At 68.6% G+C, this 21565-nt stretch carries 26 protein-coding genes; 9 read left to right on the top strand and 17 right to left on the bottom strand.

Annotation, left to right across the window (positions count from 1 at the left end; genetic code table 11):
- Positions 1 to 15: 15 nt before the first annotated feature.
- Positions 16 to 630, bottom strand: coding sequence for a general stress protein (locus KL788_RS12675; RefSeq protein ID WP_293172325.1), 615 nt, complete (start codon positions 628 to 630; stop codon positions 16 to 18).
- A gap of 36 nt (positions 631 to 666) precedes the next feature.
- On the opposite strand from KL788_RS12675, the gene KL788_RS12670 reads away from it, so the two are divergent.
- The 3 genes from KL788_RS12670 to KL788_RS12660 are packed head-to-tail and all read left to right on the top strand — an operon-like array spanning position 667 to position 3699.
- Entirely contained in the window at positions 667 to 1974 is a 1308-nt protein-coding gene (locus KL788_RS12670) for a magnesium transporter MgtE N-terminal domain-containing protein (protein WP_293172322.1), read from the top strand.
- Positions 1961 to 2536, top strand: coding sequence for a DUF1003 domain-containing protein (locus tag KL788_RS12665; RefSeq protein ID WP_293172319.1), 576 nt, complete (start codon positions 1961 to 1963; stop codon positions 2534 to 2536). The genes KL788_RS12670 and KL788_RS12665 overlap by 14 nt, the downstream gene beginning before the upstream one ends.
- Positions 2536 to 3699: an Mrp/NBP35 family ATP-binding protein gene (locus KL788_RS12660; RefSeq protein WP_293172315.1), complete on the top strand. Its 1164-nt coding sequence runs from the start codon at positions 2536 to 2538 to the stop codon at positions 3697 to 3699. The genes KL788_RS12665 and KL788_RS12660 overlap by 1 nt, the downstream gene beginning before the upstream one ends.
- Before the next feature lie 51 nt (positions 3700 to 3750).
- Here KL788_RS12660 and KL788_RS12655 read toward each other — a convergent pair whose 3' ends face one another.
- A complete protein-coding gene (locus KL788_RS12655) occupies positions 3751 to 4872 on the bottom strand; it encodes an FAD-dependent oxidoreductase (RefSeq protein ID WP_293172312.1) in 1122 nt (373 codons plus the stop codon).
- A 113-nt stretch (positions 4873 to 4985) separates the two neighbouring features.
- Between KL788_RS12655 and KL788_RS12650 the strand changes: the two genes are divergently transcribed.
- Complete coding sequence (locus KL788_RS12650; RefSeq protein WP_293172310.1) at positions 4986 to 5543, top strand: TetR/AcrR family transcriptional regulator; 558 nt, start codon at positions 4986 to 4988, stop codon at positions 5541 to 5543.
- 82 nt (positions 5544 to 5625) lie between these two features.
- Here KL788_RS12650 and KL788_RS12645 read toward each other — a convergent pair whose 3' ends face one another.
- Positions 5626 to 5790, bottom strand: a complete 165-nt coding sequence (locus KL788_RS12645; RefSeq protein ID WP_293172307.1) for a hypothetical protein — start codon at positions 5788 to 5790, stop codon at positions 5626 to 5628.
- Positions 5791 to 5864: 74 nt separating this feature from the next.
- Between KL788_RS12645 and KL788_RS12640 the strand changes: the two genes are divergently transcribed.
- Positions 5865 to 6791, top strand: coding sequence for a LysR family transcriptional regulator (locus KL788_RS12640; RefSeq protein WP_293172304.1), 927 nt, complete (start codon positions 5865 to 5867; stop codon positions 6789 to 6791).
- 25 nt (positions 6792 to 6816) lie between these two features.
- Here the strand turns inward: KL788_RS12640 and KL788_RS12635 are convergent, their stop codons facing one another.
- Complete coding sequence (locus KL788_RS12635; RefSeq protein ID WP_293172301.1) at positions 6817 to 7191, bottom strand: sec-independent translocase; 375 nt, start codon at positions 7189 to 7191, stop codon at positions 6817 to 6819.
- Between the two features lie 64 nt (positions 7192 to 7255).
- Here KL788_RS12635 and KL788_RS12630 point away from each other — a divergent pair, with 64 nt between their 5' ends.
- Positions 7256 to 7888 carry an O-methyltransferase gene (locus KL788_RS12630; protein ID WP_293172298.1) on the top strand — a complete coding sequence of 211 codons (633 nt, stop codon included), beginning with the start codon at positions 7256 to 7258 and terminating at the stop codon, positions 7886 to 7888.
- 68 nt (positions 7889 to 7956) lie between these two features.
- Here KL788_RS12630 and KL788_RS12625 read toward each other — a convergent pair whose 3' ends face one another.
- From KL788_RS12625 to dapE, 3 genes are all read right to left on the bottom strand, one after another.
- Positions 7957 to 8124: a DUF3117 domain-containing protein gene (locus tag KL788_RS12625; RefSeq protein ID WP_293172295.1), complete on the bottom strand. Its 168-nt coding sequence runs from the start codon at positions 8122 to 8124 to the stop codon at positions 7957 to 7959.
- Positions 8125 to 8212: 88 nt separating this feature from the next.
- Positions 8213 to 9526 (bottom strand): hypothetical protein, encoded by a 1314-nt coding sequence (locus KL788_RS12620; RefSeq protein WP_293172292.1) that lies wholly within the window; start codon positions 9524 to 9526, stop codon positions 8213 to 8215.
- A gap of 28 nt (positions 9527 to 9554) precedes the next feature.
- A complete protein-coding gene (gene dapE, locus KL788_RS12615; protein ID WP_293173349.1) occupies positions 9555 to 10649 on the bottom strand; it encodes a succinyl-diaminopimelate desuccinylase in 1095 nt (364 codons plus the stop codon).
- A gap of 69 nt (positions 10650 to 10718) precedes the next feature.
- Between dapE and dapD the strand changes: the two genes are divergently transcribed.
- Positions 10719 to 11732, top strand: coding sequence for a 2,3,4,5-tetrahydropyridine-2,6-dicarboxylate N-succinyltransferase (dapD, locus tag KL788_RS12610; RefSeq protein ID WP_293172289.1), 1014 nt, complete (start codon positions 10719 to 10721; stop codon positions 11730 to 11732).
- A 173-nt stretch (positions 11733 to 11905) separates the two neighbouring features.
- Here dapD and KL788_RS12605 read toward each other — a convergent pair whose 3' ends face one another.
- The 6 genes from KL788_RS12605 to KL788_RS12580 form a co-directional block, all read right to left on the bottom strand.
- The gene (locus KL788_RS12605; protein ID WP_293172286.1) at positions 11906 to 13192 is read right to left on the bottom strand and encodes a citrate synthase; all 1287 of its coding nucleotides are present in this window, start codon (positions 13190 to 13192) and stop codon (positions 11906 to 11908) included.
- Positions 13193 to 13326: 134 nt separating this feature from the next.
- A complete protein-coding gene (dapC, locus tag KL788_RS12600) occupies positions 13327 to 14478 on the bottom strand; it encodes a succinyldiaminopimelate transaminase (protein ID WP_293172283.1) in 1152 nt (383 codons plus the stop codon).
- Positions 14475 to 14792 carry a ferredoxin gene (gene fdxA / locus KL788_RS12595; RefSeq protein ID WP_293172280.1) on the bottom strand — a complete coding sequence of 106 codons (318 nt, stop codon included), beginning with the start codon at positions 14790 to 14792 and terminating at the stop codon, positions 14475 to 14477. Before fdxA ends, dapC begins: the two co-directional genes overlap by 4 nt.
- Before the next feature lie 22 nt (positions 14793 to 14814).
- Positions 14815 to 15249, bottom strand: a complete 435-nt coding sequence (locus KL788_RS12590; RefSeq protein ID WP_293172277.1) for a hypothetical protein — start codon at positions 15247 to 15249, stop codon at positions 14815 to 14817.
- Entirely contained in the window at positions 15242 to 16354 is a 1113-nt protein-coding gene (locus KL788_RS12585) for a branched-chain amino acid aminotransferase (protein WP_293172274.1), read from the bottom strand. Before KL788_RS12585 ends, KL788_RS12590 begins: the two co-directional genes overlap by 8 nt.
- A gap of 146 nt (positions 16355 to 16500) precedes the next feature.
- Positions 16501 to 17547 (bottom strand): 3-isopropylmalate dehydrogenase, encoded by a 1047-nt coding sequence (locus tag KL788_RS12580; RefSeq protein ID WP_293172271.1) that lies wholly within the window; start codon positions 17545 to 17547, stop codon positions 16501 to 16503.
- 154 nt (positions 17548 to 17701) lie between these two features.
- On the opposite strand from KL788_RS12580, the gene KL788_RS12575 reads away from it, so the two are divergent.
- Entirely contained in the window at positions 17702 to 17959 is a 258-nt protein-coding gene (locus KL788_RS12575) for a DUF6458 family protein (protein WP_293172268.1), read from the top strand.
- A gap of 116 nt (positions 17960 to 18075) precedes the next feature.
- Here the strand turns inward: KL788_RS12575 and serA are convergent, their stop codons facing one another.
- Entirely contained in the window at positions 18076 to 19668 is a 1593-nt protein-coding gene (gene serA / locus KL788_RS12570; protein ID WP_293172265.1) for a phosphoglycerate dehydrogenase, read from the bottom strand.
- A 120-nt stretch (positions 19669 to 19788) separates the two neighbouring features.
- Here serA and KL788_RS12565 point away from each other — a divergent pair, with 120 nt between their 5' ends.
- The gene (locus tag KL788_RS12565; RefSeq protein WP_293172262.1) at positions 19789 to 20199 is read left to right on the top strand and encodes a DoxX family protein; all 411 of its coding nucleotides are present in this window, start codon (positions 19789 to 19791) and stop codon (positions 20197 to 20199) included.
- A 7-nt stretch (positions 20200 to 20206) separates the two neighbouring features.
- Here KL788_RS12565 and KL788_RS12560 read toward each other — a convergent pair whose 3' ends face one another.
- From KL788_RS12560 to KL788_RS12550, 3 genes are read right to left on the bottom strand one after another with little or no spacing between them, the layout of a single operon-like run.
- A complete protein-coding gene (locus tag KL788_RS12560) occupies positions 20207 to 20536 on the bottom strand; it encodes a hypothetical protein (protein WP_293172259.1) in 330 nt (109 codons plus the stop codon).
- A gap of 29 nt (positions 20537 to 20565) precedes the next feature.
- The gene (locus tag KL788_RS12555; RefSeq protein WP_293172256.1) at positions 20566 to 21054 is read right to left on the bottom strand and encodes a hypothetical protein; all 489 of its coding nucleotides are present in this window, start codon (positions 21052 to 21054) and stop codon (positions 20566 to 20568) included.
- A gap of 23 nt (positions 21055 to 21077) precedes the next feature.
- The gene (locus KL788_RS12550) at positions 21078 to 21527 is read right to left on the bottom strand and encodes a hypothetical protein (protein ID WP_293172253.1); all 450 of its coding nucleotides are present in this window, start codon (positions 21525 to 21527) and stop codon (positions 21078 to 21080) included.
- Between the last annotated feature and the right edge of the window lie 38 nt (positions 21528 to 21565).

The following is a 21565-nucleotide window of genomic DNA, read 5'->3' as shown; positions in this document are numbered from 1 at the left end:
GACAGTGAGTGCTGCCTATGGCTGAGGCGAGCTCTCGGGCTTCTCGGCCACGGGCTCGTTGGGCTTCTCGGCCACGGGCTCGTTGGGCTTCTCGGCCACGGGCTCGTTGGGCTTCTCCGCGGCGGGTTCGGCGTCCACCGGCGGCCACGTCGACCCTGTCAGCACCTGACGTGCCCGCGCGGTCTGGTTCGGGTCGATGATGATGCGATAGCTGCCCGCGAGCACTTGGTGCGTCGACGAAAAATCACGACGACGACGGTTGATCGCATACGACGCAATGCCGAAGGTCATGCCGAAACCTGCTCCGATGAGGGCAGGAGCCAGAATGAACGAGAACTCAGGCGCGGGCGAGAACAAGAACAGCACCAGCCCGACGAACAGCCCCAGCCACGCACCACTGCCCGCACCAGCGAGCGCCGCACGACCATAGCTGAGCCGCCCCGTGATGCGCTCAACCGTGGTCAGATCACTGCCTACGATCGCGAGTCCCTTCACCGCAAAATCGGCCTTCGCGAGCTTGTCGACGACCTTCTGCGCCTCCGCGTAAGTGTCGTACTCTCCGAGCACATCGCCTCGTGGCACGGTCAACTGTGCGCTACCGCGTCGACCGAAGGGGCTCTGATTGCTCACCAGCCCATTCTGACAGCCCGGCGATAAGGTTTAGCCGTGAGCACCTCCCGAGTCTTCGTCGCGCGCCTGGCCGGCTGCGCCGTCTTCGACCCCGCGGGCGACCGCGTGGGTCGAGTGCGCGACGTTCTCGTGGTCTACCGCCGCACCGAGTCGCCCCGAGTCGTCGGCCTCATCGTGGAGGTTCCCGGTCGCCGACGCGTCTTTCTCTCGATCGGCCGCGTCACGAGCATGGCGAGCGGCCAAGTCATCACCACTGGCCTCATCAACCTGCGCCGCTTCGAGCAGCGCGGCGGCGAAGTGCGCGTGCTCGCCGAACTCGTCGGACGCAAAGTCACGCTGAGCGGAGCCAACGGCGGCCCTGCGATCATCGAAGACGTCGCCATCACCGAGTCGGGGCCCGGTGAGTGGGCCGTCGATCAGCTCTTCGTGCGCAAGCCTCGCACCGTGCCCACACCGTTCACCAAGGGCCAGACCGTATTCGTGCGCTGGATCGATGTCGTCGAAGACGTCAGCAACGCACCGCAGAGCGCCGAGCAGCTCGTCGCCGCCTACAACGACCTCCTGCCCGCCGACCTGGCCACCTCGCTGCTCGAACTGCCCGAGTCGCGCCGTCTCGAAGTCGCTGAAGAACTCTCTGACGACCGCCTCGCCGACGCCCTCGAAGAGATGCCCGAGAGCGACCAGGTGCTGCTGCTCTCCCGCCTCGACGACGAGCGTGCCGCCGACGTGCTCGACCAGATGGAGCCCGACGACGCCGCCGACCTCATCGCCCAGCTGCCGACCAAGCGCGGCGAGGCCCTGCTCGACCTCATGGAGCCCGAAGAAGCCAGCGACGTGCGCTTCTTGCTCTCGTACGACGCCGACACCGCGGGCGGCCTCATGACGACCGAGCCCATCATCGTCTCGGCCGACTCGACCGTCGCCGAGGGCCTCGCCCTCATCCGACGTCATGAACTCGCCCCCGCCATCGGTGCGGCGATCTGCGTCACACTGCCGCCCTACGAGCCACCGACCGGTCGCTTTCTCGGTATGGTGCATTTTCAACGGATGCTCCGCTACCCGCCGCACGAACGCCTCGGCACGATTCTCGACCAGAGTGTCGAGCCCGTCACTCCCGAAACCTCGGCCGCCGAAGTCTCGCGCCGCCTCGCGAGCTACGACCTCGTCTCATTGCCCGTTGTCGACGAGACGCACCGCCTGGTCGGCGTCGTGACGATCGACGACGTGCTCGACTACCTGCTGCCCGACGACTGGCGCAGCGCTGACACCGATGCTCCTGCCCCTATGGCGATCCGTCGCCGCGGGGCCGTTGCCGCCCGAAAGGCCGCACATGGCTCGGCGTGACGCTCGGCCCGGTCAGCGTCGCGGTGAGACGAGGCTCGATGCACCCAAGGGCATGCGCACGGGGCTCCTTCCGCGACGGGTGGGCAGCCGCGACCGCATGGGTCGGTTCTCCGAGGCCTTCGCGCGCGGAATGGGCACCCCGTGGTTCCTCGTCGGCATGTCGGTGTTCGTCATCGTCTGGCTGACGTACAACTCGCTAGCCCCCGTCGAAGCTCAGTGGGACCCACGGGCGCTCAACTTCACCCTGCTCACCCTGATCTTGTCGCTGCAGGCCTCGTACGCTGCGCCCATGATCCTGCTGGCGCAGAATCGCCAAGACGACCGCGACCGCGTGCAGATCGAGCAAGACCGCCAGCGAGCTGAGCGCAACCTCGCCGACACCGAGTACCTCGCCCGCGAGGTCGTCGCCCTGCGCCTCGCCATGAAAGACGTGGCGACGAAAGAGTTCTTGCGCACTGAGCTGCGCGCCCTGCTCGACGAGCTCGACCGTCGCGACGACGCGAGCGACGCCGAAGTCGAAGCCGTCGCGCGCGACGACCACGACCGCAACGCGCGCGACTGATGGCGGCCGAGAATTCGCGCGTCGATGAGGGCGGAGCGCTCGCGGTCGAGGTGCGCCGCGCGCTCGCCCGCGTGATCGACCCTGAGATCCGGCGCCCGATCACCGAGCTCGACATGGTGCCGCGCGTCAGCGCGCAGGGAGACCGCATCACCGTCGACCTGCGGCTGACGATTGTGGGCTGCCCCGCCGCGACCGCGATCGAGCGCGACGTGCGAGCCGCAGCATCCGGTGTCGAGGGGGTTTCCGAGGTCACGGTCGACGTTGGCGTGATGGATGCCGCCACTCGCGACGCCCTCATCGCGCGCCTGCGGGGCGACCGGCCCACGGGCCACCCGTTCACGGCTGAGTCGCTCACGCGCGTGATCGCCGTGACCAGCGGAAAGGGCGGCGTCGGCAAGTCGACCGTCACCGCCAACCTCGCCGTCGCCCTCGCTGCGAGAGGGCTGCGGGTCGGGCTCATCGATGCCGATGTGTTCGGTTTCTCGATTCCGGGGCTGCTCGGCATCGCCGACGCGAAACCCACGCGCGTCGGCGAGATGATGATGCCGCCGCGCGCTCACGGCGTGGCCGTGATCTCGATCGGCATGTTCGTGGATGCTCACACGGCGGTCTCGTGGCGCGGACCCATGCTGCACCGCACCGTGCAGCAGTTTCTCACCGACGTGTACTTCGGCGACCTCGACGTGCTGCTGCTCGACCTGCCGCCCGGCACGGGGGATGTCGCGATCTCACTCGGGCAGCTGCTGCCGCACGCCGACGTGCTCGTCGTCACGACGCCGCAGAACGCCGCAGCCGATGTCGCCGAGCGTTCAGCGCTCGTGGCGCGCCAGACCGGTCAGTCGGTCATCGGTGTCGTCGAGAACATGGCGGGGCTGGTGCAGCCAGACGGCAGCGTGGTGGAACTCTTCGGCTCCGGGGGTGGGGCCGCGACGGCTGAGCGGCTCGATGTGCCGCTGCTCGCGCAGATTCCGCTGAGTGTGGCGCTGCGCGAGGGCGGTGACGCGGGCGAGCCGATCGTGCTGCAATCGCTGGCTGCATCACGCGACACTGCTGGCGACCCCGCGGGCGACCCGGCCGGCGACGCGATCGTCGCCCTGGCAGAGCACCTGGCGCAGCGCGGCCGAGGGCTCGCGGGCCGCAAGCTGGGGCTCAGCCCGCGCTGAGCGCGATCATTCGAGACGCGGGGGTATGCAGCGGGATGCCCAACCGGCCGCTCACTCGTCGATCGAGTGGTCAAGACCGAGCAGCCACGGCTGCACTCGATGGCGCAGGCGGGGCACCATTGTGCGGATGATCCCGGGAAACGTGCGCGCGAGTCGGCCGGGAATGGTCGTCGACCGCGGCACCATCATCATGTGCGTGATCTGAGCCACGACTTTCTTCACAACAGCACTGCGGGTCGCGTCGTACTCGTGAAGTCGACCCTCGTCCAGCATGCGCGCGAAAACGAAGGCGTCTTCGATGCCGAGGTTCATACCGCGAGCGCCGATGCCCGCATGCACGTGGGCCGCGTCTCCACCGAGGTAGATCTCGCCGTCGCTGAACCGGGTCGCTACACGATTCGCGATCTCGAACTCAGATTCCCAGTGGATGCTCCCGACCGTCGTTCCCGCCGGCAGCGATCCCAGCAAATCACGTCCGCTACCGAGCACTCGCCACATGGTGTCCTCGTGACGCACGACGAACATGCCCCCGTCGTCGAGCAGCATGATGTGCGCGTCATCGGCATCGAGCGGGCCCGCGAGCTCGACGTCGTAGAGCCGCCACTTCTCGGGATAGCTGATTCCTGTGAAGTCGATGCCCAACAGGTCGCGCGCGGTGCTCGACGCTCCATCAGCAGCGAACACAGTGCGAGCGCGAATGGTCGTGTCGACTGCCCCGGTCGACACCGTCGCCGTCACGCCCTCTGACTCGTTCACGAGCGAGGTCAACTCGAGGCCGCGCTCGATGGCGATCGACCGCGCCCTCAATGCGTCAGTCAGCAACCGCTCAGAGTGCGCCTGACCCTGCACGCACAGGAATGGAAAAGCGTGTTCGACTTCTGACAGGTTCAGAGTGGCGAGAATCTCGTCGTGTCGATGCAACGAGATGCGTTCGAGTCGCCGACCGTTCTGCAGGAAGGCGTCGGTGACTCCCGAGGCGGCGAGCAGCTCGAGCGTGCGCGCGTTGACGCCGAACGCCTTCGAGTGCGGGGACGGTTCGAGCCGTTTGTCGATGATGCGCACTGTACGGCCTCGGTCGGCGAGGAAGAGTGCCGCCGCGAGGCCGACGGGCCCGGCGCCGATGACCAAGGTGTCGAGCGTGATGCCGTCGGAGTTGTCGACCGAGGTGACCATGATGCGTCCTGACTCTCCTGTCGGAGTCACTATTGATAGTGACTACTATCAATAGTGGAAGTCGGTGCGATCGTCAAGCGCTGGTAGCGTCATTCGACTCGAGAGGAGACGCGATGCCCGCCCCGGTGCCTGCTGATCGCATACTCGACGCCGTGCTCGACGTCTGGCGCGAACGAGGCTACGAGGCGTCCACGACCGCCGAGATCGCCCGTCGGGCCGGCATCGGAGAGGTGACGCTCTTCCGTCGATTCGGCGACAAAGCAGGCATGTTCGCGGCGGCGATGGTTCGGGAAGCCTCCAGCCTCCGCGATAGCGCCCCGACTCTCTCGGGCGATGTTGAGGCCGATCTCCTCGCCGTAGCTACTGCCTACGACGGCATGATCGCTCGCAACGCCGCGATCATCATCGACTTCTTGAGGTTCGCACCGGGCGTCGAAGGTCTCGCAGCGCTCGCGCCGTCACCGCTCATCGCGATCAACCAGCTCGCGCGCGTGATCGAGCACCACCAGCGGGCGGGAGCCCTCGGCGGTGACGAACCTCACACTGAGCTCGCAGAACTGCTCGGCCCGATCTTCCTGAAGCGACTGCTGGCCGAAGCGCAGCCGGGCGTGATGCTGACGAATGATCTCGAGTCACTGGTCGCGAAATTCTTGGAGGGTCGTCGCGCTTAGTGCAGAGCGGCTAGGTCGCGTCGGCGCGGCGCGAAGCACCACACCGATCAAGCCGGAGCCGAGATCAGAGCTGGAAACGAGCTCAGCGCTGGATGGCAGGAACGCGACGGTAGCCGTCACGCACCGTGGCGGCCACGGTCGAGACGACAGCAGCAACAGCAAGCAGGGCGAGAGTGACGAGCAGGGCGATCATGACGGGCTTCTCCTTGGCGAGCGACGCGCGGATGCGCGTGACGACTAGAGCCATTCCATCGCGTGTAACGCTCAAGCACAATCGAGTCTTACTGCACTGACTGTTTAGTTCTCCTTTAGTATTGCGACGTGGATGTGCGCCGACTCGAACTGCTACGTGAACTAGCCGACAGGGGCAGCATCACGGCGGTCGCACGGGCGACCCACCGCACCGCATCCGCCGTATCGCAGCAGTTGAAGGTGCTCGAAGCCGAAGCCGGCGTACCGCTCACCGAGCGCCACGGGCGCGGTCTCGTGCTCACGGGCGCAGGCCTCGCCCTCGCCGAGACCGCACGCGAGATCGCTGTCGCGATCGAGTCGGCCGAAGCGCTCTGGCACGAGTTCAAGCAGAGCCCGCGCGGGTCGGTATCCGTGAGCGTGTTCCCGACCGCGGGGCAGATGCTGCTGCCCGGAGCCCTGCGCGCCCTCGCCGATGAGCCCGGCCTTGAGATCGTGCTCACCGACCACGATCTGCCCCTGCCCGACTTCGCCCAGCTGACCGCCGACTACGACATCGTCGTCGCCGACTCGCAAGGTATTCCGGCGCACTGGAACGAGCGAGGCCTGCGCTGCGTGCCGCTCATGATCGAGCCCTTCGACGTCGCGCTGCCGGTGGGTCACCCGCTCGTCGAGAAGACCGTCGTGCGCGGCGCCGACCTCGTCGACGAGAACTGGATCGGTGCCCCCGTCGGCTACCCCTACGACCGCGTGCTCGAACGCCTCGGGGCCACGGTCGGCCGCGAGCCGCGCATCGTGCAGCGCATCATGGACAACATCATCGTCGAGCGACTCGTCGCCGCCGGAGTCGGCATCGCGATTCTGCCGCGCTTCACGACGCGCAGCCACGGCAATGGCATCGTCACGCGTCCGATCAGCGGACTGCCCGCCGAGCGGCAGGTCTCGGCGCTCATGCGGGCCGACCGGGCCGAGCGCCCCAGCGTGCGGCGCGTCGTCGAACTGCTGCAGCACGAGGCCGAGCGCGTCGTGCAGGGCTACCGCACGGTCGGCGAGCGCTGAGCGAGCATCCGTCGCCGCAGGGTGCCTAGGTCGCCTCGGAGTCGAACGGCGCCGGGCGACCCTCGCGGATCAACCTCTGCCGCTGCGCATACGCAGACTCGCGCGGAGCGGCCGCGACCGCCGTCGCCGCAGCCGTCGTGGCCGGGTCGTCGACGAGGGCTTCGCGAATGATGCGCCGCGGGTCGTACTGGCGGGGGTCGAGCTTCTTCCAGTCGACGTCGTCGTAGTCAGGGCCCATCTCTTCGCGCATGCGCGTCTTGGCCCCATTCGCCATGTCGCGCAACGACCGGATGAGGCGCCCGAACTGCGCCGCATAGCCCGGCAGACGATCGGGGCCGATGAGAATGACCGCGATCAGCCCGATGAGCAGCAGCTTCTCGAACGTCAGGCCCCAGGACACCCCTTGAGAATAGCCCGGTCTGCTGAGGTCTTCGCCCTAGGCTGGGCACGCAGTGAGGAGCACCGTGGCCAGCAAAGACCTGTCGTGGAAGTACGTCGAGCAGTCGACCCTCGAATCCGAGGCGATCGCTGCCGCACGCGCGCAGTCGCTCGAGCTCGGCATCGACCCGATCAGCCCCGCGACGGGTGCCCAGGTGGCTGTCATCGCCGCCGCCACGAACGCCGCCTCGATCATCGAGGTGGGCACCGGCATCGGCGTCTCCGGCCTCTGGTTGCTGACCGGGGCTCCGGATGCTCAGCTCACGTCGATTGACGTCGAAGCCGATCACCACGAGGTCGCGCGCCGCCACTTCACCGAGGCCGGGCACCCCGCGTCGCGTGTGCGCCTCATCACAGGTCGCGCCATCGACGTACTGCCGCGCATGAACGAGGGCAGCTACGACGTCGTGCTCATCGACGCCGACGCGAGCTCTCTGCACGAGTATGCCGAGCACGCCCTGCGCCTCGTGCGTCCGGGTGGCGCGGTGCTCATCGCTCACGCACTCTGGCGCGACACGGTCTCTGACCCCGCGCGCCGCGAGTCGACAACCACGCAACTGCGCGAGCTCATCGCCGAACTCGAAGCCTCACCGGCCGTGCATGTGGCGCTGTCGCCGGTCGGCGACGGCCTGCTGCAGCTCGTCACGCGCCGCAGCTGAGCCGCACCGGCGTCGAACCGGGGCAGAGAGAACGCGACCGTCGAGGTCGCGTGGTGAGAAGAGTCGCGCTACGCGATCGCCGCAGCGAGGGCGTCGTGCAGCTCTTTGGCCTCGTCGTCGTTGACCGACACCACGAGGCGTCCGCCGCCTTCGAGAGGCACACGCACGATGATCAGGCGACCCTCCTTGACGGCCTCCATCGGTCCGTCGCCGGTCCTGGGCTTCATGGCCGCCATGTGATCTCCCCTTTCGATGAAAGCTCTCCTCCATTATCCCGTATGGAAGCGCTCCCGCTAAATCGAGGGGCTGCTGGTCACCCGCCGATCACGGTGGAGTCCAGTCGTAGCCGTCGACCCACCAGGTGATGTGCACCCATCCGACCTGGCCGGCGATGCCGAGCGCGATGACAAGGGCGGCGAGCAGACCGCGCCCGAGGGGCGTGCGCCCGACCGCGACGATTCCCGAGGCGACCGCCCCGAGCACGGGCACGATCGGCAACAGCAGCCGGAACGTGCTCGACTGCGGAAAGAACACCGCGAGCAGGTAGAGCGAGTACGCGACGATCCACAACCGCAGTTCGACGGGCATGCGCCGCATCGAGGGCAGGGCGAACGCGCACGCCGCCAGCAACAGGACGATGACGAGGATGATCACCCCGAGCACGTCGCCCATCCACCACTGCGCTCCCTGCACCCACGGGGTGAACGGCACGAGCTCGACCTCGCCGATGTACGGGCGGCGCCACGCCAGCTCGGTGTCGGTGTAGCCGAGCAGGTCGCCCGTGCTGAGCGCGACGATGCCCGGCCAGGCAAGCCCGGCGAAGCCGGCGATGACGGCCGTCAGCCCGAGGTGCACCCGCTCTCGCAGGGCGAAGGGTTCGCGGTCTCGGCGCATCCACCGCCAGACCCACACCATCGCGAGCAGAAACGCGAAGGCCAGACCGCTCGGGCGCGTGAGGGCCATGACCGTGACCACCATGGCGAGCAGGCGCCAGTGCCGGTCGAGCACGAGAATGAGCGCGCCGAGCAGCAGCACGAGGTGCAGCGCCTCGGCGTAGGCGACCTGCAGCACGGGCGAGAGCGGCATGGTGCAGAACAGCGTTGTCGCCAGCAGTACCGTGCCGCGCGTGAGCCAGCGGCGCATGAGCACGAAGAAGAGCAGCGCAGCGGCAGCGCTCGACAGCACCGAGATGGTCACGGCGACGAGGGCGAAGCCCTGCGCCGAAAAGTCGCCGATCAGGGTCATGCCGATGCGCACGAGCCCCGGGTAGACGGGCATGAAGGCCCAGGCGCTCTCGCCAGCGCGGCCCTGCTCGTCTCGGGGTATCTCGTCGGGGTATCCGACCGCGGCGATGATGTAGTACCAGTGGCCGTCCCACAGGCGGGCGAAGTCGAGGTAGCCGGGGCTCGCGTCGGTCCAGGAGTTGGCCTGCTGCCGACTCGCGAACGAGAGCATGATCGCCGTCGTGACCGCGCGCGACGCGGCCCAGATGGCGAGCACAGTGAGCCACCAGGGCGTGCGGCGCAGCAGGTCGGCGACCTCGGCCCGCAGGCCGACCGGTGGGGCAAAGGAGGTCGCGGCGGCCGCATCAGTCGCAGATGGCGCTGCGCCGCGGGTGTTCGCCGCGGAGGTGCTCACGGCGCGATCATGCGCTCACCGCGCACCCTCAAGCCCCGCTGAGCCAGGCGCGCAAGCCGCGCTCGCAGGCGAGAATCTGCTCGACCGGCACGCGCTCGTCGTCGGTGTGGGCGAGCGAGGGGTCTCCGGGGCCGTAGTTGACGGCCGGAATGCCGAGTTCGGCGAAGCGGGCGACGTCGGTCCAGCCGTACTTCGGGGCAGGCGCCGAGCCGACGGCCGCGACGAAGTGCTGCGCGAGCGCAGCATCCAGTCCCGGGCGAGCCCCGCCGCTCGCATCGGTGACCGTGAGCGTGAGCTCGGGCGCGACGGTGCCGAACAGCTCGCGCAGCCGCTGCTCGGCCTCGGCGACGCTCTTGTCGGGGGCGAAGCGATAGTTGACCGTCAGCACTGCCTCGTCGGGAATCACGTTGCCCGCGACTCCCCCGCGCACGCCGACGGCGTTGAGACCCTCGCGGTAGGCAAGGCCGTCGACCTCGATCGTCTCGGGCTCGAAGCGTGCCAGCAGCTCGAGCGCCGGGGCGAGGGCGTGGATCGCGTTGACGCCCATCCAGGCGCGAGCAGAGTGCGCGCGACGACCCGCGGCGCGCAGCTCGACGCGCAGCGTGCCGTTGCAGCCGCCCTCGATGCCCGCGTTGCTCGGCTCGCCCAGAATCGCGAAGTCTGCCTCGAGCAGCTCGGGGCGCGTGCGGGCGAGACGGCCGAGGCCGTTGAGACTCGCCTCGACCTCTTCGTGGTCGTACCAGATGTAGGTCACGTCGTAGACGGGTGCCTCGAGCGAGACGGCGAGCGCGAGCATGACCGCGCACCCGCCCTTCATGTCGACCGTGCCGCGGCCCCAGAGGGTGCCGGTGGTGGCATCACCCTCCAGGCGACTCGGCAGGTTGTTGTTGGTAGGCACCGTGTCGATATGTCCCGCGACGATCACCCGCTGCGCGCGGCCGAGGTGAGTGCGAGCCACGATCGCGTCGCCGTCGCGCAGCACCTCGAGGTGCGGGGCGCGCAGCCGGAGTGTGTGCTCGATCGCGTCGGCGAGCATCCGCTCATCGCCACTGACGCTCGCGATATCGACGATCGCCGCGGTGAGCGCTACGACGCCGTCGTCGAGGGGCAGCTCGGCGGGCATCTCGCGCGCAGTCGCAGCGTCGGGGGCAGTCACGCTTCCAGGGTAATGCGGCGCCGGTAGCCTGGAGGCATGTCGAGCCCCACCGCCCCGTCCGCCCGCGACACCCCCACCGCCACCGACTCTGAGCGCGCCACGCGCCACGCCTGGGGCTACGGACTCGTGACCCTGCGCATCGCCGACAGCGAAGAGCTCGACACCTGGTTTCCACACCCCGAGCTCGGCACACTGCCGCACGGGCGCGACCCCTACATCGTTCCCGCTGAGATCGAGCACCTGCAGGGCGAGGATGCCCGACGCGGGGTGCGTCGCGAGGCGCGCACCATCTCGATCGACCTGGATGCTGCGCCGCAGTCGACCCCCGACGCCTACCTGCGCCTGCACCTGTTGAGCCACCGGCTCGTGCACCCCAACACTCTCTCGTTGGAGGGCATCTTCGGCCACCTGCCCATCGTCATGTGGACGACGGCGGGCCCGATGCACCCCGACGACTTCGACGCGCGCCGACCCGTGCTGCAGCAGGCGGGCATCTCGGCGCTCGGCATCGACAAGTTTCCGCGCCTGCTCGACTACGTGACCCCGCCGCGCGTGCGCATCGCCGACGCCTCGCGCGTGCGCCTGGGCGCCTACGTCTCGCCCGGCACGACCGTCATGCACGAGGGCTTCATCAACTTCAACGCCGGCACCCTGGGTGCCTCGATGGTCGAAGGCCGCATCAGCCAGGGCGTCGTCGTCGGCGACGGCAGCGACATCGGCGGCGGAGCCTCGATCATGGGCACCCTCTCGGGCGGCGGCACGCACCGCATCGCGATCGGCGAGCGTGCGCTGCTCGGCGCCAACAGCGGCATCGGCATCTCGATCGGCGACGACTCGGTCGTCGAGGCGGGCCTCTACGTGACCGCCGGCCAGAAGGTCGTCGTGCTCGACGGCACGGTCGGCGCCGACGGGCAGCCGCGCGTCGTCAAGGCTGCTGAGCTGTCAGGGGTACCGGGGCTGCTGTTCCGCCGCAGCTCGGTGACCGGAGCCGTCGAGGTGCTGCCCCGCACGGGCGCGGGCGTGCAACTCAACCAGGCGCTGCACGCGTAGCGATGCCGGGTCGGGATGCTCGGCGCGAGCATCCCGTATCGAATGTCGCAACGCCCCGGTGAATGAGGCGACACGCCGCACAGCTGCCCGCTACTGCGGCGTGTCGAGCACCTCACCGGGCTGAAGCGACACGGCAGGCCCGAAGTGCGGCACCGGGTTGCGCCAGGGAGGCGCTAGCGCTGAGGCCAGTCGCGCGCGGCCGAGCCCATGTAGAGCTGCTGAGGGCGCCCAATCTTCGTGTGGGGGTCGTTGTTCATCTCGCGCCAGTGGGCGATCCAGCCCGGCAGGCGCCCGATCGCGAACAGCACCGTGAACATGCGCGTCGGAAAGCCCATGGCCTTGTAGATGACACCCGTGTAGAAGTCGACGTTCGGGTAGAGCTTGCGCTCGACGAAGTAGTCATCGGCGAGAGCGATGGCCTCGAGCTCGCGGGCGATGTTGAGCAGCGGGTCGCTGACACCGAGGTCGGCGAGCACGGCATCCACGCTCTCTTTCACGAGCTTGGCGCGCGGGTCGTAGCTCTTGTAGACCCGGTGCCCGAAGCCCATGAGCTTGATGCCGTCTTCTTTGTTCTTGACGCGGTCGACGTAGCGCTCGACGCTCTCACCCGAATCGCGGATGCGGGCCAGCATGTCGAGCACGGCCTCGTTGGCACCGCCGTGCAGCGGCCCCGAGAGGGCGTTGATGCCCGCAGAGATCGAGGCGAAGAGGTTGGCTCCGGTCGAGCCGACGAGACGCACGGTCGAGGTCGACGCGTTCTGCTCGTGGTCTTCGTGCAGAATCAGCAGGCGATCGAGCGCCTTCACGAGAACCGGGTTGACCTCGTAAGGCTCGGCCATGATGCCGAAGTTGAGGCGCAGGAAGTTCTCGACGAAGCCGAGCGAGTTGTCGGGGTAGAGGAAAGCCTGACCGATCGCCTTCTTGTGCGCGTACGCCGCGATGACGGGCAGCTTCGCCAGCAGGCGGATGGTCGAGATCTCGACTTGCTCGGGGTCGTGCGGGTCGAGCGAGTCGCCGTAGTAGGTCGACAGCGCACTCACCGCACTGGAGAGCACCGACATGGGGTGCGCCTGGTGCGGCAGCGAGTCGAAGAAGCGCTTGAGGTCTTCGTGCAGGAGCGTGTGGCGGCCGACGCGGTGCGCGAACTCGTCGAGCTCGGAAGCGGTCGGCAGTTCGCCGTAGATGAGCAGCCAGGCGACCTCGAGAAAACTCGAGTTCGCGGCGATGTCTTCGATCGCGTAGCCGCGGTAGCGCAGCTGCCCGTTGTCGCCGTCGACATAGGTGATGGCGCTCTGCGTCGAGGCCGTGTTGACGAAGCCGTAGTCGAGCGCGGTCAGGCCGGTCTGCTTGGTGAGGGTCGAGACATCGATGCTCGACGCGCCGTCGACACTGCTCAAGATGGGGAATTCGGCGGTGCCGCCGGGGTAGTGCAGAGTGGCCTTCTGATCGCCGTCGCTCACTGCGCCTCCTCGCGTGGATGGTCGTTCTGGGGGCGGGGTCCCGTAGCGGGCCTAAGGTGGTGGCGGCTCGGGAGTGACCCGAGTACAGCCTATGGGGAAAGCCGCACCAGTGCCGACCCCGCCAAGAGCGGGGCTCACGACTTAGAGAGGTTCTCCAAGCGTCGCGCAGCCGCCGCGATGCGCTCGTCGGTCGCCGTGAGCGCCAGTCGCACGTGTTGCGAGCCGTCGCCCTCGTAGAACGTGCCGGGCGCAGCGAGAACGCCGACGTCGGCGAGGGCCGCGATCGTAGCCAGTGCGGGCTCGTGGCGCGTCGCCCACAGGTACAGCCCGGCCTCGGAGTGGTCGATGCGGAAGCCCGCGCTCGTCAGTGCCGCGGCCAGCACCTCGCGTCGCGCACGGTAGCGCTCGCGCTGCTCGGCGACGTGCTGCTCGTCACCGAGGGCCGCGATCATGGCGGCCTGCACGGGCGCCGGCGGAATCAGCCCCGCGTGCTTGCGCACCTCGAGCACGCGCCGCACGAGAGCCTCGTCGCCCGCGACGAACGCGGCGCGATAGCCGGCGAGGTTCGATTGCTTGCTGAGCGAGTAGACGCTGAGCACGCCGGTCGCGTCGCCGCCGATGACACGGGGGTCGAGGATGCTCGGGACGCGCTCGGCGTCACCGAAGTCGGCGCCGCTCTCGGTCGCGTCGCCCGCCCACCGCTCGGGCTGCCAGCCCAGTTCGGCGTAACACTCGTCGTTGACGATCACGGCTCTGAGCTCGCGGGCCCGGGCGACCGCGGCGCGCAACGCGTCGACGCCGAGCACAGCCCCCGTCGGGTTGCCCGGGCTGTTGAGCCACACGAGTCGAGTGGATGCGGGCCAGGCCTGGGGGTCATCCGCCGCGACGCCGGTCGTGCGAGCGATCGCGGCACCTACGGCGTAGGTCGGGTAGGCCGTGCGCGGGTAGACCACCGTGTCGCCAGGGCCGAGGCCGAGCAGCAGGGGCAGGAGGGCGACGAGCTCTTTGCTGCCGATAGTCGGGAGCACAGCATCCGTCGACAACGCCGTCACGCCTCGCCGGCGGGCGTACCAGTCGACGATCGCCTCGCGGAGGGCGAGAGTGCCTGACGTGGTCGGGTAGGCGTGCGCGTCGGTCGCGGCCACGAGTGCGTCGCGCACGAGCGCCGGGGTCGGGTCGACGGGCGAGCCCACCGAGAGGTCGACGATGCCGTCGGCGTGCTCGCGGGCTGTCGCCGCGAAGGGTGCGAGCGAATCCCAGGGAAAGTCTGGGAGCGCGAGACTCATGCCTGCGGCGGCACCGCGGCGACGACGGGGTGGTCTCCGGGGATCACGCCGATCTTGGCCGCCCCACCGGGCGACCCGATCTCGCTGAAGAACTCGACGTTGGCGGTGTAGTAGTCAGACCACTTGTCGGGCAGATCGTCTTCGTAGAAGATCGCCTCGACGGGGCACACCGGCTCGCAGGCACCGCAGTCGACGCACTCGTCGGGGTGGATGTAGAGCATGCGGTCGCCCTCGTAGATGCAGTCGACGGGGCATTCGTCGATGCAGGCGCGGTCTTTGAGGTCAACGCACGGAAGGGCGATCACGTAGGTCACGGCGGCGGTTCTACCTCACTGCTCAGCGAGACGTCGAGTCGGCGGGCGAGTCGACGTCGGGGTACTGCTCCATCGTATCCGTCTGGCGCCGGGGAGCCTGCTGGATGTGCGGCCAGGCGAGCGCGAAGAAGACGATGGCCGTCACCCCGGCGAGCCACACGTAGCCCGCCGTATTGGCGGGGACGAGTACGGTGCTGCCGCCCGCGGAGGCGAGCGGCCCGACAATGGCGGCGACCCCGATCGAACCCGCGGCGGCCGGCGTGCGCACACCGCCCCATGCCCGCAGCCCGACGATGTAGAGGCCAACGGTCACGAGGGCGATGCCGACGCCCACCGGCGGCAGCGACTGGTGGGCGAAGGTGCCCACGAGACCGAGCACGGCCCCTCCGCCGACGCACAGCGCAACCACGCCCGCCCGCCAGGGCAACGGCATGCGGGCGAAATCGGGCTCAGGCATCCAGCCGCAGCATCCAGCCGTGCGGGTCGGCGCGACGCCCGTACTGAATGTCGGTGAGCTCGGCACGCAACGACATCGTCAACTCGCCCGCGGGGGCGTCGGCGCTGCCGATCTCGAAATCTTTGGCCTTGAGCATCGCGATCGGGGTCACGACAGCAGCGGTGCCGCAGGCAAAGGCCTCGACGATCTCACCCGACTCGACGCCCTCGCGCCACTCGTCGATGCTCACGCGGCGACGCTCGACCGTGTGACCGCGGTCTTCGGCGAGCTGCAGAATCGAGTCGCGCGTGATGCCCTCGAGAATCGAGTCGCTGAGCGGCGTGACGAGCGTGCCGTCTTTGTAGACCAGCACGACGTTCATGCCGCCGAGCTCTTCGAGGTAGCGACCTTCGACGGCGTCGAGGAAGAGCACCTGGGCGCACCCGTGCTCGGCCGCCTCGGCCTGCGCGATAAGCGACGAGGCGTAGTTTCCTCCGGTCTTCGCGGCGCCCGTTCCACCCTTGCCCGCGCGGGCGTAGTCGGTCGAGAGCCAGATCGACACGGGCGTGACTCCGCCGTGGAAGTAGGCGCCCGCGGGCGAGGCGATGACGTAGTAGGCCACCTTGTGCGCGGGGCGCACACCGAGAAACGCCTCTTTCGCGAACATGAACGGCCGCAGGTACAGGCTCGTCTCGGGAGCGCTCGGCACCCAGTCTCCGTCGACGGCGATGAGCTGCTTCAACGACTCGATGAAGTACTGTTCGGGCAGTTCGGGCAGCGCGAGCCGCCGGGCCGAGCGCTGCAGGCGGCGAGCATTAGCGTCGGGGCGGAACGACCAGATCGAACCATCAGCGTGACGGTAAGCCTTGAGCCCCTCGAAGATCTCTTGCCCGTAGTGCAGCACGGCAGCGGCAGGGTCGAGGGCGATCGGACCGTAAGGCTGCACGCGCGGGCGGTGCCAGCCCCCCTTCTCGCTCCAGCAGATGTCGACCATGTGGTCGGTGAAGTGCTTGCCGAAGCCCGGGTCGGCGAGAACGGCCTCGCGCTCGTCCGCTGACCGCGCAGCGTCGTTCATCGTCACGGACCAGGTCAGGTCGCGCGTGGCCATCGGAAGCAGGTTCGTCATCGTGGATCCTCGCAGGGTCGTCGGCAGCACGCTGGCGCCGGGAGAACGTGGGTTCAGCGTACTCTGCGCGCTGGTGAGGGCGCTCAGGCCAATCGTGGTTGCTTGGCGCACTGGGTCTGCACGGTCGGCCGATCGCCCCCTGCGATCTAGCGCAAGCGAGCGACGATGGCGTCTCCGACCTCAGAGGTCGAGCGCGCCGAGCTCGGGCGGTCAGCGAGGTCGGCGAGCACCGCGGCGCGCACGCGCGCTGCGGCATCCGTCAGCGCCTGCTGCTCGAGCAGAATGGCGATCGACAAGATCGCTGCCGTCGGGTCAGCCTTCTGCTGCCCCGCGATGTCGGGGGCAGAGCCGTGCACGGGCTCGACCATGCTCGGGAAGGCTCCGTCGGGGTTCAGGTTGCCCGACGCCGCAAGGCCGATGCCGCCGCCGATCGCCGCGGCGAGGTCGGTGAGAATGTCGCCGAACAGGTTGTCGGTGACGATGACGTCGAAGCGGGCAGGGTCTGTGACCAGGAAGATCGTGGCGGCATCGACGTGCAGGTAATCGACGGTGACGGATGCGAACTCGGGCGCGATGCGGTCGACGGTGCTCTGCCACAACGATCCTGCGTGCACGAGCACGTTGGTCTTGTGCACGAGCGTGAGTTTCTGACGGCGCACGGCGGCTTGCGCGAACGCGAACCGCACCACCCGCTCGACGCCGAAGGCCGTGTTGAGCGAGACCTCGGTGGCGACCTCGTGCGGGGTGCCCTGCCGGAATCGACCGCCGTTGCCGACGTAGGGCCCCTCGGTGCCCTCGCGCACGACCACGAAGTCGACCGCGCCCGGATGGGCGAGCGGCGACGCGATGCCCGGCGCGAGCAAGGTCGGGCGCAGATTGACGTAGTGGTCGAAGGCGAAGCGCAGCTTGAGCAGCAGCCCGCGCTCGATGATGCCTCCGGCAAGGCGCGGGTCGCGCGGGTCTCCGCCGACGGCACCGAAAACGATCGCGTCGTGCTGCGACAGGGCCTCGAGGGTCTCGTCAGAGAGAATCTCGCCGGTCTTCAGGTAGTGCTCGGCACCGAGGTCATAGGCGGTCTCGCGCACGACCGCGTCGTCGCCGAGGGCTGCGTGCAGCACCTTGAGGGCTTCTGCTGTGACCTCCGGGCCGATGCCATCGCCGCCGATGACGGCCAGATCGAGCGTGCGGCTCACAGCAACCTCCCAGATAGACGACGTCAGGCCCGAGAACTCGCGGATGCCCGACCGTTCCAGCGTAGCCGGGTGCACGAGGGGCGTTTGTCAAGGGGGTGCGGCTCACTGCTCGCAGACCATAGAGTCACCTCCCGGATCGAAAGGAGCTCTCACAATGAGCATTGGATTCGGAATATTCCTCGTCGCGGTCGGGGCCATCCTCGCCTTCGCCGTGCAGGTCAGCGTCGAATGGATCGCCCTGACGACCGTGGGATACATCCTCATGGTTGCCGGAGTCGTCATGGTCGTCATCGGCGGAGTGCTCATGGCACGCAAGCGCTCGTCGGTCACGACGCAGCGCACGCAGGTCGACCCGAACAACGGCGAGCAAGTCACGCGCCGCGAGTCGATCGCGAGCGACCCGGTCGAGTAGACAAGGTCACCCAGCTTCGGGAAGAGCCCCGTCTTCGGACGGGGCTCTTCCGCGTGCGATGGCCTGTCGACGCGCTGCCGAACGCTGGCTCACGGGTGCGCGAAGTGCGGGGCTGTCTACTGCTCGACGATGGTGATCTCGCGCATGACGCTCGCATCGATCGCTGTGCGCAGCCGCTCAAGCAGTTCTTCGGGCACGCGCGAGTCGACCGTCAGCACGCTCAGCGCCTGGCCGCCGGCCGTGTGCCGCGCGATCTGCATGCCCGCGATGTTGATGCTCGCCTCACCGAACTCTTTGCCGTAGATCGCCACGATGCCGGGCCGGTCGGTGTAGAGCATGACGATGAAGTGCTCGGCCATCGGCACCTCGACGTCGTACCCGTTGATCTCGACGATCTTCTGCACCTGCTTGGCGCCGACCAGGGTGCCGCTGACCGACAGCTGCGTTCCGTCGCTCAACGCGCCCCGAATCGTCAGCAGATTGCGGTACTCGGGGCTGTCGGCCTCGGTCAGCAGCCGAACGGCGACTCCGCGCTGCTCGGCCAGCAGAGGCGCGTTGACGTAGCTGACCTGCTCGCTTGAGATCGCGCTAAAGATGCCCTTGAGCGCCGCGAGCTTGAGCACGTTGACGTCGTGCTCGACGATTTCGCCGCGCACCTCGACATCGATGCTCGCGAACGAGGCATCGGCGAGCGCCGCGAAGACCTGGCCGAGCTTCTCCATGAGCGGAATGCCGGGGCGCACGGTCGGGTCGATCACACCGCCCGCCACGTTCACGGCGTCGGGCACGAGCTCGCCATCGAGCGCGAGGCGCACCGACTTCGCCACCGACACACCCGCCTTCTCTTGAGCCTCATCGGTCGAGGCGCCGAGGTGCGGCGTGAGCTGGATGGTGGGCAGGTCGAGCAGCGGCGAGCCGACGGGCGGCTCGTTGACGAAGACGTCGAGACCGGCGCCGGCGATGCGGCCAGTGGCGAGTGCCTCGCGGAGGGCATCCTCGTCGATGATGCCGCCTCGGCTGGCGTTGACGATGCGCAGGGTCGGCTTCGCGAGTGCGAACTGGGCCGTGCTGATGAGGTTCGTCGTCTCGGGCGTCTTCGGAATGTGGATGGTGATGAAGTCGCTGCGCTGCATGAGCTCGTCGAGCGTCACGAGCGTCACACCGAGCTGCTGCGCACGCGCCGGCGGCACGTAGGGGTCGTAGGCGATGAGCTCGACGCCGAAGGCCGCGAGCCGCTGAGCGACGAGCACTCCGATGCGACCCAGGCCGACCACGCCCACGGTCTTCTCGTAGAGCTCGACGCCCGTGTACTTCGAGCGCTTCCACTCCCCCGCCTTCATCGAGGCGTTGGCGTCGGGCACGTAGCGGGCCAGCGAAAGCAGGTGCGCAATGGCGAGCTCGGCGGCACTGATCACGTTGCTCGTCGGCGCGTTGACGACCATCACACCAGCACTCGTGGCGGCCGGCACGTCGACGTTGTCGAGGCCCACGCCGGCGCGCGCGATGACCTTGAGGGTCTTTCCGGCGGCGATGGCCTCAGCATCCATCTGCGTCGCCGACCTGATGAGCACCGCGTGGGCGTCGGCCAGCGCGGCGAGCAGAGTCGGCCGGTCGGTGCCGTCGACCTGCCTGATGTCGAAGTCGGGCCCGAGGGCGTCGACGGTGGCGGGAGACAGTTCTTCGGCAATGAGCACAACCGGCTTGGGCACGGTGAGGAGTCCTAACGCAGAGAGGTACCAGCAGGAGACGCGGTGGTAGACGGTGGCCTGCGGCGGTGGGGGCGACCGTGCACACAGGGTATCGCAGGCCGCACGGGCAGAATGGCGGGCATGCCCCTGGATGCTCTGCTCGTGCCCTTCGCAGGGTCACCTGTCGACCTGGCGCGCGTCATCACCGCCGTCGTCTTTGTCGCTATCGGCATCACCCACTTCGTGCCGACCGTCGTACGCACCATGGCGGCGATGGTGCCTCGCGCCTTTCACGGCCGGCCGTTCTCGCCCGTGGGCTGGGTCTGGGTGACGGGCGTTGCCGAGATCGCCGGCGGGCTCGGCCTCGTGCTCGAGCCGACCCGCGCCGCGGCGGGCATCGCGCTCGCCGTGTTCTTGGTGTGCGTTTTTCCGGCCAACGCCTATGCCGCGCAGCACCGCGACCGGTTCGGCCCTGTCGCCGTGCCGTTCTGGCCGAGGCTCGCGATGCAGGTCGCCCTCATCGTCCTCGTGCTCTGGGTGGGGCTCGCCTAGCGCCCCCTCAGTTCACGAAGATGATCGACCCTGTCGCCGCTGCGATGAGCGAGAGCCGCACCGCGGCGGTCGCGGCGAGGGCCACGATGAGGACGAGCGTGAATCGAGTGATCGACTCACGGCGCGCGATGACGACGGCCGCCACGAAGAGCACCACGGGAAGCACGACCCCTGCCCACAGGGCAATCCAGGGTACAGGCGCCGCCTCGAGGCCGAGCTGGCTCGACAGCTGCTCGTAGAGCGCGGGCAGACCGACGAGCGAGCTCACGCCGTCGAAGACGAACCAGCCGACGATCGCCGAGAGCAGCGCCGTGACACCCCAGTGCGCGCGCGACATGCGAGCAGGGGCGTCTATTGCCTGCCGCGTCATCGCAGCAGTCCGAGCACGAAGGGCCACGGCACCAGCACGAGCGCGCCGAGCGCGAGCCAGCCGAACCGATGCGCGGCACGACCCTCTCGCGTGAGCGACACGACGGCGGCGAACCACAGCGGAGCAGCGATGATCGCGAGAAACTCGCTGAACTGGTACATGATCTCGATCACGAGGGTCGGGCCGCTGAGGGGCACGAGGCCGATCCCGATGATCCAGCCCACGGTGTAAGCCAGGTAGACGACGGCGGCGAGAGCCGTGAGCAGCGTCGCTAGCGGAGAGCGGGCGTCGGATGCTCGCTCGAGGCCGGGCGCGGCACCCACCCCCGCGGCGGCGCCGTCGGCTGTGGCGCTGCCCGCGCCTGCCGCGTCGTCGTCTGCCGGCTCGGGCGCGAGGGCCGCGAGCGACGGATCAGAGTAGCTCGGGTCGTCGAGGTCATCCCACCGCAGTGCGGCGTCGTCGTCAGACGCAGAGGGGCGGGCCATGCTCAGAGCCTACCCAGCGCGACTCACCCTGCGGTGAGAAGGATCGCCATGAACAGAGCGAACGACACGATCGGTGTGACCACGGCGATAATGAGTGCCGCGATGCCGGCGGCCCTCCCCCAGTCAGCGGCGATCGCCACGATCGACTGCACGATGATCCAGATGCCGACGAGGCCGCCGACGACGACGTGCAGGGGGCTCGCGATTCCGAGGAACGAGACCGCGGGTCGGGGGTCGCCGAACTGGAAGTTGAACTGAAAACCTCCACCGCTGCGATCGACATAGGGTGCGCCCAGAAGGCCGAACACGACCGACATCGTCAGAGAGACGACGGCGAGCACGACTCCCGCGACGAGCACGATCGCTCCTGCGCGATGCGGTCGAGCGGCAGGCGCCGGCTCCGTGGCGGTGGTGCCACTCGGTGGCGTCACCGGCATCGCGGATGACGGTGACGACGAAGGGGACTCTGACATGCGCTCACTCTACAAGCGCCGTCGTACGATCGCTGAGG

The organism is Microcella sp., from assembly GCF_019739195.1.
In the GTDB taxonomy this organism is placed as follows: domain Bacteria; phylum Actinomycetota; class Actinomycetes; order Actinomycetales; family Microbacteriaceae; genus Microcella.
This window is presented reverse-complemented; position numbering and strand designations above follow the sequence as displayed.